We start from the raw sequence: 12,312 nt of genomic DNA, 5'->3' as shown, positions 1-12,312 counted from the left end.
CGATGGGCGCGTCGCGCCTATCGCGGCGCCCGCTTGGCCAGGATCCGCTGAAGCGTCCGCCGGTGCATGCCCAGGCGGCGCGCCGTCTCGGAAACATTGTGGTCGCACAGCTCATAGACCCGCTGGATATGCTCCCAGCGCACCCGGTCGGCGCTCATGGGATTTTCGGGTGGTTCGGGCGCGTCGCCGACGGCCAGCAGGGCCTTGACCACGTCGTCGGCGTCGGCGGGCTTGGACAGATAGTCGACCGCCCCGGCTTTGACCGCCGCCACGGCCGTGGCGATGGCGCCATATCCGGTCAGCATGACGATGCGGGCGTCCTGGCGCCGCTCGCGCATGGTCTCGACCACCTTCAGCCCATTGCCGTCCTCCAGCCGCATGTCCAGCACCCCGAAGGCGGGAACCCGCTCGCGCAGCACCTGGTTGGCCTCGGCCACCGAGGCGGCCAGGGTCACCTCGAACCCGCGCGCCTCCAGCGCCCGGCCCATGCGGGTGCGCAGCGCCTGGTCGTCGTCGAGCAACAGCAGGGTTCGGTCGTCCAGGGCGGTGATGCGGGCGTCGAGGTCGGACATCTGTGTTCGGTCTCCTGATACGGACAGGTCGGGGCCGGGGTCGCTCCGGTCAAGGCTCAGCCATCGTGCTGCGACATTTCGGCCCCGGCCTCGGGCGGCGCCTCCAGGGTCTGGCGCGACCAGCGAACGGCCACCCGCGCGCCCCGGCCGCCGCCTCGCCGTCCCGCCTCGGGCGAGGCCGAACCGACACTGAGCGCGCCTCCGGTCCGTTCCAGCAGTGTGCGGGCGATGAAGAAGCCCAGGCCCATGCCGCCCTGGCTGGGGGCGATGGGATCGGGCTTGGGCGAGGCCTTGCGGCCCCGGAACGGGGTCACCGGGCGGGCCGCGGCGGCGATCTGGGCGGCCAGGGCCTGGCGCGCCTTGCCGTGCGGGCGGGTAGTCACATAGGGCTCTCCCAGGCGCGGCAGGACCTCGGAGGCGAAGCCGGGGCCGTCGTCGATGACGGCGATCTCGATCCAGCCCGCGTCGACCGTAGCCTGGACCGTCACCCGGCTGTCGGCGAAGTCGGCGGCGTTCTCGACCAGGGTCGACAGGCCATGGATGATCTCTGGCAGGCGCTTGACCCGCGGCGCCGGCCGTCCGGGCGGGGTCAGGACGGCGACCTGGAACTCCAGGTCGAAGCCGCGGTGAGGCTCCACAACCTCCTCCAGAAGGGCCTTCAGCCCGACGTCGGCATAGAGTTTGTCGCCCTGCTCCGGCCGCTGGGACAGGCGTTTCAGTATGCCCCGACACCGCTCCGACTGCTGCAGGATCAGGGCCGCGTCCTCGGCCGCCGGGCTGTCGGGCGGCGAGGCGCGCAACAGTTCCTTGGCCACCACCTGGATGGTCGCCAGGGGCGTGCCCAGCTCGTGCGCCGCCGCCGCCGCCAGCCCGCCCAGGGCCGCCAGCCTCTGCTCGCGCTGCAGCACGTCCTGGGTCGTGGCCAGGGCCAGTTCCAGCTTCTCGGCGTCGGCCGCCACCCGCCAGGCATAGGCGGCGGTGAAGACCACCCCCGTGACCAGGGCCAGGGCCATGCCGAAGCGATAGAGGGGCGGCAGGTCCAGATGCTCGCCCGGCCGCCAAGGCAGGGGAAGTGACCAGTAGAACATCACCCCCGCGGCGATCAGCACCATCAGCCCCAGCAGCAGGGCCTGGCGCGACGGCAGGGCCGCCGCCGCGATGGTCACCGGCGCCACCAGCAGCAGGCAGAAGGGGTTCTCCAGTCCCCCGGTCAGGGCCAGCATGGTCGACAGCTGCAGGATGTCGAACCCCAGTTGCACCGCCGTCTGGCGGCCGTCGGGCAGGCGGTTGTCCGTGCGCCGCAGGTGCGAGGTGGCGGCCAGGTTCATGACCGCGCTGGCGGTGATCACGGCCAGGCAAGGCCCCAGCGGCAGGGGGAAATGCAGGGCGAAGAAGGCCGTCAGGACGGCCGCCGTCTGGCCCGCCAGCGCCAGCCAGCGCAGAACGATCAGGGTCCGCAGCGACAGGCCCCTTCCGCGCCGGGGCAGGTCGCGCCAGCCGGCCAGGACGCCGGCGCGGGCCGGGTCGTGCAGGTGCGGCGATGTCGAGGCTTCTTCGAAACTCACGCGTCTTCTATAGACCCCTGCGATCCGAACCGTGAGAGCCCCATGCCCCGTCGCCCGATCCTTCTGTTCGCCGCCGCCTGCGTGGCCCTGGCGGCCGTCATCGCCGTGGCGGCCATCGCCGTGTCCGGCCGTCGCGCGCCCGACGCCGGCGCCGTCCAGGTCAGCGAACAGGGCCAGCCCCTGATCGGCGGCGACTTCACCATGGTGGATCAGGACGGGCGCGCCGTGGACCAGACGATGCTGAACGGCAAATGGAGCCTGGTCTTCTTCGGCTTCACCTATTGTCCAGACTACTGTCCCACGACCCTGGCCATGCTGGACGCCACCCAGAAGCAGCTAGGCCCGGACGGGCCGCCGCTGCAGGTCGTCTTCGTTTCGGTCGATCCGGAACGCGACACCCCCCAGGCCCTGAAGGACTATCTGTCCAGCGACGGCTTCCCCCGGGGCGTCATCGGCCTGACCGGCACGCCGGACCAGGTGCGGGACATCGCCGGGGCCTATCGCGCCAGCTACGCCCGGGTGGGCGAGGGCGAGGCCTATACGATGCAGCATTCGCTGACGATCTATCTGATGGGGCCGGACGGCCGCTTCCGCACCGCCCTAGCGCACGACCTGGGGCCGGAGCGGGCGGCGGAGGTCATCCGCCGAGCCGTGGCGCGCGGCTGAGCCTCAGCTCTTCCAGCGCAGGGTGGTCGGCTGGATGGGATTGACGAAGGCTCGACCCTCGGCCCGGCTGCGCATCCATTCGCGCTTCAGCTGCTGGTACCATTTGGCCTGTTTGTCGGCGTCGTCGATCCAGATCAGGGCCGGGTCGTAGCGCAGCCCCTCGTTCTGCAGGTTCACCATGCCGCCGTCCTGTTTCAGGAAGGCGACCACCCCCATGCGCAGGAAGGGCTTGGCCAGGCCGAAGACCCAGTGGTCGGACCAGAAGATCTGGGTGATGCGCGTCTTCGTCTCGGTGATGGGCGTCAGGCAGGTCAGGGCCAGGACCTGCTTCTCGCCGACCTGGATGTGCTCCCAGCGATAGCCGGGCAGGCGGAAGGTGATCTCGGTCGCCGGCGCGCCGCCCAGGATGCGATAGGCCCGGCTGTTCGACGAGGGCGCATGCCGCACCATTGCCCAGCCGTGTTCGACCGGGGCGAAGGCCTTGGCCTTCTCGTGCATCGAATGCTCTGACCGCCACCACCACTGTTGGTGGACATAGGGACCGTGGGCGGGGTCCATCAGCCCGACGACGGCATGGTCGATGTGGCTGTCGAAATCCATCCATTCGACCAGTTTGGCCCCCCCGCCGACGACGCCAGGGAATACCGGCGGCTCGTGGTCCGGCTCGGCCGGATTGCGGGGATCGGACGCCATCCAGACGAAGACCAGCCCCTGGCTCTCGCGAACCGGATAGGCCCGCACCCGGATGCGGTCCGTCTCGAACGCCTGGTCCTCGACCAGGGAGGGAATGGCCGCGCAGGCGCCGTCGGGCCGAAACCGCCAGCCGTGATAGGGGCATTCGACCGTCTCGCCCTCGCCGGGCTTCTGCACCACCCGGCCGGCCGACAGGGGCGCGGCCCGGTGCGGGCAGATGTCGCGCAGGGCGAAGACCTGCCCTCCGTTGGTCCGTCCGATCAGCACCGGTTCGCCCATCAGCTCCTGCCGACGCAGCGATCCGGGCGCGACATCGCGCGACAGGGCGACGAAATACCAGGCGTCGGTCACGAACCCCTTGCCGAAGGCTGCGGGCGGGGCCTTGGCCTGGGGTGCGGCGGCAGGGGTCTGGGCGCTGTCGGCGGGCGTCATGCGCCGATCCTAGCGCTACCCGCGCGCGAAGTCTTGACCGGCCGCGTGCAAAGCCGTCATCGATGAGGTCCATAGACAGCGAAGGCGGGCCGACGGCTCGTCGCCAAGGGGAGACCCCATGACCCGACTGTTCGCCAGCGCCGCCGCCGCGGCCCTTGTCGCCGCCGCCGGGCCCGCCATGGCCCAGCATCACGATCATGGCGCCCAGCCGGCGCAAACGGCGGCCGACGAACACGCCGACCACGGCCACGCCCACGCCGACTTCCGTTCCGGCCGCTTCCATGTGCGTGTCGATGGGCCGGAGCATCCGATCAGCGACATCATCCTGATCCCCGGCCTGTCGTCATCGCCCGAGGTATGGGATCGGCTGACCGATGCGCTGAAGGACCGCTATCGCATCCACCGAATCCACGTTCAGGGCTTCGCCGGAGCGCCGGCGATGGATAACGCCTCGGGCCCCATCCTCGGCGCCGTGGCCGAGGATCTGGCCCGCTATATCGCCGAACAGGGGCTGAACAAGCCTGCGGTGATCGGCCATTCCATGGGCGGAACCTTCGGCATGATGCTGGCCGCCCGCCATCCGGACAGCATCGGCAAGCTGATGGTGGTGGACATGATGCCCTTTGTCGGGGTGATGTTCGCCCCTCCCGGCGTGGCCCCCACGGTCGAGACGGTGACGCCGGGAGTGGAGGCGATGCACGCCCGCTCCCAGGCCCTGAGCGATGAACAGTATGCAGCCCAGGTCGCGGCCACGGTCGGCGCCATGATCAAGACCGAGGCGCTGCGCGCCGGCCCCCTGCACGACGCGGCGACCAGCGACCGGACCGTGTCGGCAAACGCCTATCGCGAACTGATGCTGACCGACCTACGGGCTGAACTGCCGCGCATCACCGCCCCGGTCGAGGTTCTTTATGTCGCCTTCGAGTTTCCGGGCATGACGCCGGAGATCACCGACGGTATCTATCAGGCGTCCTTCATGTCCCTGCCCTCGGCCCAGCTGAAACGCATCGACGACAGCGCCCATTTCATCATGCTGGACCAGCCCGAGCGGTTCGAGGCCGAGGTGAACGCCTTTTTAGATTAATCCGCTGCACGGTCATGGTTTCGGCGAAAATCCGCTTCACGGTCGCGTGACCGATGAGGGGCGTTTGCGCGAGACCGGCGTTCGGCTAGACCGGATACGGCTTTAGGGTCTGAAGGGTTTCCATGGCGGGTTTCGGCCAAGGCGGCAGAGATCAGGGCGGGGCGCGGGGGCGCACCCGCATGCAGCAGCTGCTGTATTGGGGCGCCGTGACGGCGGTCTGGGGGGTGATCTTCCTGGTCGTCTTTTTCGCCGTCTTCGCGCGCGACCTGCCGGACACCTCCAGCCTCTACAACGTCGATCGCCAGCCTTCGATCACATATCTGGACCGCAACGGCGCCCTGATCGCCACCCGTGGAACCCAGCAGGCGCCGCCCGCCGACCTGGACGCCCTGCCCGACTATGTTCCCGCCGCCTTCATCGCCATCGAGGACCGGCGTTTCTACTGGCATCCCGGCTTCGACCCGATCGGCATGAGCCGCGCCATCCTCTCCAACATGCGCGCAGGCCGGGTGGTCCAGGGCGGCTCGACCCTGACCCAGCAGTTGGCCAAGAACCTGTTCCTGACGCCGGACCAGAACCTGAAGCGCAAGGTCCAGGAACTGATGCTGGCCGTCTGGCTGGAGATGAAATTCAGCAAGAAGGAGATCCTGGCCCTCTATCTGAACCGGGTCTATTTCGGCGCCGGCGCCTATGGCATCGAGGCGGCGTCGCAGCGCTATTTCGACAAGTCGGCCAAGAACCTGACGGTGGGCGAGGCCGCCCTTCTGGCGGGCCTGCTGAAGGCGCCCTCGCGCTATTCGCCGGTGTCGGAATCCGAACGCGCCGCCACTCGCGCCACCGTGGTCCTGAACGAGATGCAGGACATGGGGGTCATCACACCCGAACAGCGCGCCGCCGCCGTTCTGGAGCCCGTGCGGGTGTCGCGCACCCTGGCCACCCAGCACGCCCAGTATTTCATCGACTGGCTGGACAAGTCGATCCGCGGCCTGGTCGGGGAACCGACCGAGGACCTGATCGTCGAGACGACCCTGGACCTGACGCTTCAGACCGCGGCCGAGCGCAGCGTGCGCCGCATTCTGGACCGCGACGCCTCGCGCGGAGTTCAACAAGCCGCTTTGGTGGCCCTGGACGGCGACGGCCGGGTCCGCGCCATGATCGGCGGCGCCAGCTATGCCGACAGCCAGTTCAACCGCGCCGTGGACGCCCGGCGTCAGGCCGGCTCGGCCTTCAAGCCCTTCGTCTATCTGGCGGCGCTGGAGGCCGGATACACGCCCCAGACCCCGGTGGTGGACGAGCCTATCCGCATCGGCTCCTGGTCGCCCCGCAACTATTCCGGCACCTTCTCGGGCCAGATGACCCTGGCCCAGGCGGTGGCCCAGTCGATCAACACCGTCGCCGCCTCGGTCGCCGATCAGATCGGCCGTGACAGCGTGGCGCGCGCCGCCCGCCGTCTGGGCATCACCAGCCGTATCGGCCTGGAGCCGGCCATGGCCCTGGGCGCCGTCGAAGTCTCTCCGCTGGAGATGGCCACCGCCTATGACGCCTTTGCGAACGGCGGCCGCCGGGTCGAGGCTTATGGCGTCAGCCGCATCCGCACCCCGGCCGGACGGGTCATCTATCAGCGCGGCGGCGGCGAGGCCGCCGCGGGCCAGGCGATCAACAATCCGCCCCTGTATTACCTGAACCAGATGCTGCGCGGGGTGGTGACCTCGGGCACGGCGCGGTCGGTGGCCATCGGCGGTCGCGACCTGGCGGGCAAGACCGGCACGACCTCGGACTACAAGGACGCCTGGTTCGTCGGCTACACTGGCGGCTTCGTCGCCGCCGTCTGGGTCGGCAAGGACGACAACACCGCCATGCGCGGCGTCACCGGCGGTTCGTCGCCGGCCGCTATCTGGAAGGGGTTCATGGAGGCGGCCCTGCCGCGCCTGAACGCCCCGCGCATTCCCGACGGCCCGGCCATGCCCGACGGCTGGCAGGCGCCGGACCCGGTGGGCGACCTGATGGGCCAGATCGGCGACGTCCTGGGCGGTTCCACCGGCGGCGCCCCGTCCCAGCCGGTCGATCCGAACCAGGGCCAGCCCTATCGCCCCGATCCCGCCCCGCCGGCCACGACCCAGCCCGTGGTCCGGCCCACGACGCCCCAGCCCGAGCGGCGCGATCCGCCGAACCAGCAGCCCGAGGCGCGTCAGCCGCCGGAGAAGAAGCCCGAACCCCTGTTCTTCTGACGCGGGCCTATCGGCCCCTGGCGGTCAGTGGTCGTGAGACGGCGTCGTCGGCTCGGCCGGGGCCGGACGGAACAGCAGGACGGCGATCTGGTCCTCGGCGTTGAAACCGATGATCCACTGGGTCCGGGCCTGGGCGAAATCCAGGGCGAACAGGTCCGCGCCCTGTTCCTGGCCGACATAGATCACTTCCTGCAGTTCGCCGAAGCCCTTGATGATGGGAATGATCTGGGCCGCCTGGCCGCGGATGCGCTGGGCCAGGCTGTCGCTGAACATGGTGTAGTCCAGGCCTTCGCCCTGGGCCTGGGCCACCACGGCGCGCAGGGCGTCCTCGGACCGTTTCACGTCCGGACCGATCTCGGCGCCCGAGACCGAGCGCGGCTCGGGCGCGGGCGGCGGGGCGGCCTGGGCCGCGGCGGGGCCGTCGAAGGTGTTGGGGATGCGGCCGGCGGCTGCCCCATCCTGGGCCAGGGCGGCCGAGGGGACGGCCATGCCGAGGATCAGGGCCGCGATCAGGGTCTTCATGGTCGGCGCTCCTGCGAGGTTCAGGAAAGAATGCCCGGCCAAAGCGTCAAGACAAGGGCCGTGACGGCGGCGCCAAGCAGCAGCGACAGGACGGCGACCGGCCAGCCGGGTCCATGGGACCGCTCGACGACCACCGTCTGGGCCTGGGGCGGATCCTGGACCAGGCGGGACAGGGCCTTCAGGGCGGCGACGGCCTCGTCCACCGCTTCCCGCGCCTGGGCGGCCGGGCCCAGTTCGCGGCGGATCCAGCGCTCGACCACCGGCCGGGCGGCCTCCCACAGGTCGTGATCGGGGTTCAGGCGGCGCGCCACCCCCTCGACCGAGACCATGGTCTTCTGCAGCAGGATCAGCTCTGGCCGCAGGTGCATGTCGAACAGGGCCGTGATCTCGAACAACTGGCCCAGCAGACGGCCCATGGAGACCTGGGACGCCTGTTTGCCGATCACCGGCTCGCCCACGGCGCGCAGGGCCTGGGCGAAGGCGTCGACCGAATGGTGCGGCGGGACGTATCCGGCCTCGAAATGGACGCGGGCGATGCGGTCGTAGTCGCGGCTGAGGAAACCCCACAGGATCTCGGCCAGATAGCGCCGCTCGGCCGGGCCCAGGCGGCCGACGATTCCGAAGTCGACGGCGGTCACCTCGGCCGGGGCGCGGGCGAACAGATTCCCCTCGTGCAGATCGGCGTGAAAGGCCCCGTGATCCAGAGCCTGTGACAGGAAGGCGCGCACGATGTTGTCGGCCAGGGCGTTGCGGTCCAGGCCCGGCTGGTCGGCCGCCGCAGGATCGGTCATGGGCAGGCCCTGCGCCCATTCCAGGGTCAGGACGCGGCGCCCGACCCCGTCCCAGACTACCCCCGGCGCCATCATGTGGCCGCCGCCGTCGGCCGCCGAGGCGCGCATGATGTCGCCCAGCTCCGACGCCGCCGCCGCCTCCAGCCGCATGTCCAGCTCGAGCTGAAGCGCACGGGCCACGGTCTCGACGAAGGCGGCCGGCTCGAGCCGCCGGGCCACGGGAACAAACCGGTGCGCCAGCCGCGCCGCCAGCCGCATGGCGTCCAGCCCCTTGGCCACCCGCCGTTCGACGCCGGGCCGCAGCACCTTCACCGCCACCTTGCGGCCGTCCGCCAGCCAGGCGGGATGGGCCTGGGCCAGGGAGGCGGCGGCGACGGGCGGATCGAACTGGACGAACAGGGCCTCGACCGGCCGGCCCAGGGAGCGTTCGATCTCGGCGCGGGCCTCGTCGGTCGAAAAGGGCGGCAGACGGTCCTTCAGCCGGCCCAGATCGGACGCGAACTGGGCGCCGAAGATGTCGGCCCGTGTGGCCAGGACCTGGCCCAGTTTGATGGCCACCGGCCCCAGGCGTTCGCAGGCGCGGGCCAGCCGCTCGCCGGGCCGGCCCTGGCGCGCCTCGCGGCCCGCGAACAGATGCAGCAGATGGGCGATCCAGCGGCCCCAGGCGGGCAGCAGGGGGGTGATCTCGCGCGGGGCCAGGGCGTCGTGGCGCACCAGGACGCCCAGCCAGCCGACCAGCCGCAGCGAGGCGCCCAGCGGATCGCGCACCGGCAGGGCGCGCGGCGGCGGGGGCGGCGTCTTGACGGTCAGACGGCTCAGATCGCCCACCCGTGATGGATCGCGGCGATCCCGCCGGACAGATTGGTGTGGGTGACGCGGCTGAAACCCGCCTGTTGGATCATGCGGGTGAAGGTCGCCTGGTCCGGGAAGCGGCGAATGCTTTCAACCAGATACTGATAGCTGTCCTTGTCGCCCGCGACCCAGCCGCCGATGCGCGGGATGGCGTGGAAGGACCAGGCGTCATAGGCGCGGCGCACCGGTCCGGCGACCGGCCGGCTGAACTCCAGGCACAGGAAGCGGCCGCCCGGCTTCAGCACCCGCCGCGCCTCCTTCAAGGCCCCGGCCACGTCCGAGACATTGCGGATGCCGAAACTGATCGAATAGGCGTCGACCGAGGCGTCGGGCAGGGGCAGGGCCATGGCGTCGCCGACGGTCCAGCTCATCTCCGGCTCGCCGCCCTTCTCGACCCCGGCCAGGATCATCTCGGCATTGTAGTCCAGCACGATGACCGAGGCGTCCTCGCCCCCCATCCTCGCTTGCGCCGCGCGGGCCATTTTCGAATACCGCCGCGCCATGTCGCCGGTTCCGCCCGCGACATCCAGGATCACCTCGCCCGGACGGGGGTTCAGTTTCGCCGCCGCCGCGTCCTTCCAGAGCCGGTGCACCCCCGCGCTCATCAGGTCGTTCATCAGGTCGTATTTGCCGGCCACGCTGTCGAAGACCCCGCGCACCAGGCGCACCTTCTCGCGCGCATCGACGTCCTTGAAGCCGAAGGGGGAGGTGGCGGTCTCGGTCATGGGCGCGGTCTAGCCTTTCGGCGCGGCCCCGTCATCCGTTCGCGTGGCCGCAGGCGGCGGCGCCTTGGGATCCATTTCCGCCAGGGCCTGATCGTAAAGCCTCAAAAGGTTGGTCTCCTGCTGGATCAGGTCTTCCAGAAAGATAGTCATCCGCATCATCTGGCGATGGGCGTCGTTCTCGTCGGTCAGGATGTCCAGCAGGCCGACGGCGTTCTCGTAACCCGCCCTGTTGGTGCTCTCCAGCGTCTCCTGGGCGCGATAGACCCGGGCCAGCAGGAACAGCTCCTGGGCGTCCATGTGTTCGAACAGGTCGCTGGCGGAAATACTGCTCCAGACCGCATCGCCGGGAATCATCAGGTGAATGCCGCTGCTGAACAGGGCGGCGATGGCTGGTTCGGCCCCGCGTCGGGTGACGATCGCGCCCGGCCGCCCGCCGGCCTGGCCGAACGTGTTTTTCAGTCGCTGATGATGCGGAATATAGTAGTCCGAGCCCAGATCGGCCCGGTTGGTGCGGATCTCCTGGATCAGGAATCCCCGCATCTCGGCCACCCGATGGGCCGTGCGTCTTTCCTCAGCCCAGTTGGTCAGGGCCAGGGCCAGGACCACCGAGAAGACGATCAGCAGGCTTTCGAACGCGGCCCGGGGCAGCCAGCGGCGCCAGCGCGCGAAGGGATGGCGGCGGATCGGGGCCTGGGTCGCCGGCTCGGTCATGGGACGCAGATTGAACGGATTTTCCCGCCCGCGCCAAGCCCTGCGCGCGCCGCTTGCCGCCGGGCCTTGCGCCCGCTACCCCGACAGGGACCGCCGCCGAGGAGACGCCGCCATGTCCAGTTCCGTCATCGAGGTTCAGCAGGCCCTGGGCGACCTGCCCGGCTGGCGCCACGCCGACGATCCGCGCCCGGCCATCGCGCGCAGCCTGGCCTTCGCCGACTTCAACGCCGCCTGGGGCTTCATGAACCGCGTGGCCCTGAAGGCCGAGACCATGGACCATCACCCCGAATGGTCGAACGTCTACAACCGGGTCGAGGTGCTGCTGACCACCCATGACGCGGGCGGGGTGACGCAGAAGGATCTGGATTTGGCGCGGTTCATCGATTCCATCGCCGGAGACGCGAAATGACGGGCGCGAAACAGGGGCGGGTGGCCGGCAAGGCCGCCCTGATCACCGGGGCGGCCGGCGGCTTGGGCGAGGCCATGGCCTGGATGCTGGCGCGCGAGGGCGCGCGGGTCGCCGTCACCGATATCGACGGGCCGCGTGTCGCCGCCCTGGCCGAGGCGATCAACGCCGAGATCCCCGGCGCGGCCTTCGCCCATGTCCATGACGTCGCCGACGAAGACCAGTGGGCCGCCGTCATCGCCGCCGCCGTGGGCCAGATGGGCGGGCTGTCGGTGCTGGTGAACAATGCCGGGATCGGCGGCGACCTGGTCTTCGTCGAGCAGGACACGGCTGCCAACTGGAACCGCCAGTTCGAGATCAACCTGCGCTCGGTCATGTTCGGCTGCAAACACGCCATGCCGCACCTGAGGGCCAGCGCGCCTGCCTCGATCATCAATATTTCGTCGATCGCCGGCCTGGCGGCGGGGCCAGGGATGGGCGCCTACAACGCCACCAAGGCGGGCGTGTGGATGTACACCAAGACCGTCGCCCTGGAGGCCGCCAAGGCCGACTGGAACGTGCGCTGCAATTCCGTGCATCCGGTCTTCATCAAGACCGCCATCCTGGACCCCTTCATCGCCATGAGCGGCGGCGACGAGGCCAAGGCGCACGAACGCTTAAGCCGCGGCATACCGCTCAAGCGCATCGGCGAGCCGGACGACGTGGCCTGGTGCGTCCTCTACCTGGCCTCGGACGAGTCGAAATTCGTCACCGGCTCGGAGTTCAAGATCGACGGGGGGATGACGGCCCAGTAGCCGTCACAGCCCCGGGTCCCAGACCCCCGCGTCGCGCATCCGGCAGTCCCGGGCCTCTTCGGCGCGGCCGCTCATCTCGGTCGCCATGCGGCAGATGTTCGATGAGACCGTGGCCTTGTGCACCCCCGGCACCACCGCGTGGGCGAAGGCGCAGGCGGCCAGCTTCAGCAGCTTGAAGCCGAAGCCGGACGAGGCGGCCATGTGCTCGAAATAGCTTTCGCCGACCTCGCGCGGGTGTTCGGCGAACAGACGGTTCAGGGTCGCTTTCATG

General features: G+C 70.0%; 13 protein-coding genes. 5 read left to right on the top strand and 8 right to left on the bottom strand.

Annotated features, from left to right (window positions below):
- Positions 1-17: 17 nt before the first annotated feature.
- Positions 18-572, bottom strand: a complete 555-nt coding sequence (locus tag KF910_RS10260) for an ActR/PrrA/RegA family redox response regulator transcription factor (RefSeq protein ID WP_292261625.1) — start codon at positions 570-572, stop codon at positions 18-20.
- A 56-nt stretch (positions 573-628) separates the two neighbouring features.
- Positions 629-2,137: an ActS/PrrB/RegB family redox-sensitive histidine kinase gene (locus KF910_RS10255; RefSeq protein WP_292261621.1), complete on the bottom strand. Its 1,509-nt coding sequence runs from the start codon at positions 2,135-2,137 to the stop codon at positions 629-631.
- A gap of 42 nt (positions 2,138-2,179) precedes the next feature.
- Between KF910_RS10255 and KF910_RS10250 the strand changes: the two genes are divergently transcribed.
- Positions 2,180-2,803, top strand: a complete 624-nt coding sequence (locus KF910_RS10250; RefSeq protein WP_292261615.1) for an SCO family protein — start codon at positions 2,180-2,182, stop codon at positions 2,801-2,803.
- 3 nt (positions 2,804-2,806) lie between these two features.
- Here KF910_RS10250 and KF910_RS10245 read toward each other — a convergent pair whose 3' ends face one another.
- Positions 2,807-3,928 (bottom strand): aromatic ring-hydroxylating oxygenase subunit alpha, encoded by a 1,122-nt coding sequence (locus tag KF910_RS10245; RefSeq protein ID WP_292261594.1) that lies wholly within the window; start codon positions 3,926-3,928, stop codon positions 2,807-2,809.
- A gap of 118 nt (positions 3,929-4,046) precedes the next feature.
- Here KF910_RS10245 and KF910_RS10240 point away from each other — a divergent pair, with 118 nt between their 5' ends.
- Together KF910_RS10240 and KF910_RS10235 are read left to right on the top strand one after the other, a co-directional pair.
- Positions 4,047-5,012, top strand: a complete 966-nt coding sequence (locus tag KF910_RS10240; RefSeq protein WP_292261587.1) for an alpha/beta fold hydrolase — start codon at positions 4,047-4,049, stop codon at positions 5,010-5,012.
- Positions 5,013-5,134: 122 nt separating this feature from the next.
- Positions 5,135-7,240, top strand: a complete 2,106-nt coding sequence (locus tag KF910_RS10235) for a PBP1A family penicillin-binding protein (protein ID WP_292261581.1) — start codon at positions 5,135-5,137, stop codon at positions 7,238-7,240.
- A 24-nt stretch (positions 7,241-7,264) separates the two neighbouring features.
- On the opposite strand, the gene KF910_RS10230 is transcribed toward KF910_RS10235, so the two are convergent.
- The 4 genes from KF910_RS10230 to KF910_RS10215 are packed head-to-tail and all read right to left on the bottom strand — an operon-like array spanning position 7,265 to position 10,841.
- Entirely contained in the window at positions 7,265-7,762 is a 498-nt protein-coding gene (locus KF910_RS10230) for a hypothetical protein (RefSeq protein ID WP_292261579.1), read from the bottom strand.
- Positions 7,763-7,782: 20 nt separating this feature from the next.
- Entirely contained in the window at positions 7,783-9,381 is a 1,599-nt protein-coding gene (ubiB, locus tag KF910_RS10225) for a 2-polyprenylphenol 6-hydroxylase (RefSeq protein ID WP_292261574.1), read from the bottom strand.
- The gene (locus KF910_RS10220) at positions 9,369-10,130 is read right to left on the bottom strand and encodes a class I SAM-dependent methyltransferase (protein ID WP_292261570.1); all 762 of its coding nucleotides are present in this window, start codon (positions 10,128-10,130) and stop codon (positions 9,369-9,371) included. Before KF910_RS10220 ends, ubiB begins: the two co-directional genes overlap by 13 nt.
- Positions 10,131-10,139: 9 nt before the next feature.
- A complete protein-coding gene (locus KF910_RS10215; RefSeq protein WP_292261565.1) occupies positions 10,140-10,841 on the bottom strand; it encodes a hypothetical protein in 702 nt (233 codons plus the stop codon).
- A 112-nt stretch (positions 10,842-10,953) separates the two neighbouring features.
- Here KF910_RS10215 and KF910_RS10210 point away from each other — a divergent pair, with 112 nt between their 5' ends.
- Both KF910_RS10210 and KF910_RS10205 read left to right on the top strand, forming a co-directional pair.
- Positions 10,954-11,250, top strand: a complete 297-nt coding sequence (locus tag KF910_RS10210; RefSeq protein ID WP_292261561.1) for a 4a-hydroxytetrahydrobiopterin dehydratase — start codon at positions 10,954-10,956, stop codon at positions 11,248-11,250.
- A complete protein-coding gene (locus KF910_RS10205; RefSeq protein WP_292261555.1) occupies positions 11,247-12,041 on the top strand; it encodes an SDR family oxidoreductase in 795 nt (264 codons plus the stop codon). Before KF910_RS10210 ends, KF910_RS10205 begins: the two co-directional genes overlap by 4 nt.
- A 3-nt stretch (positions 12,042-12,044) precedes the next feature.
- On the opposite strand, the gene KF910_RS10200 is transcribed toward KF910_RS10205, so the two are convergent.
- A complete protein-coding gene (locus tag KF910_RS10200; RefSeq protein ID WP_292261550.1) occupies positions 12,045-12,311 on the bottom strand; it encodes a DUF6356 family protein in 267 nt (88 codons plus the stop codon).
- Position 12,312: the final 1 nt, after the last annotated feature.

The sequence above is a fragment of the Brevundimonas sp. genome, assembly GCF_019636155.1.
Lineage (GTDB): Bacteria > Pseudomonadota > Alphaproteobacteria > Caulobacterales > Caulobacteraceae > Brevundimonas.
This window is presented reverse-complemented; position numbering and strand designations above follow the sequence as displayed.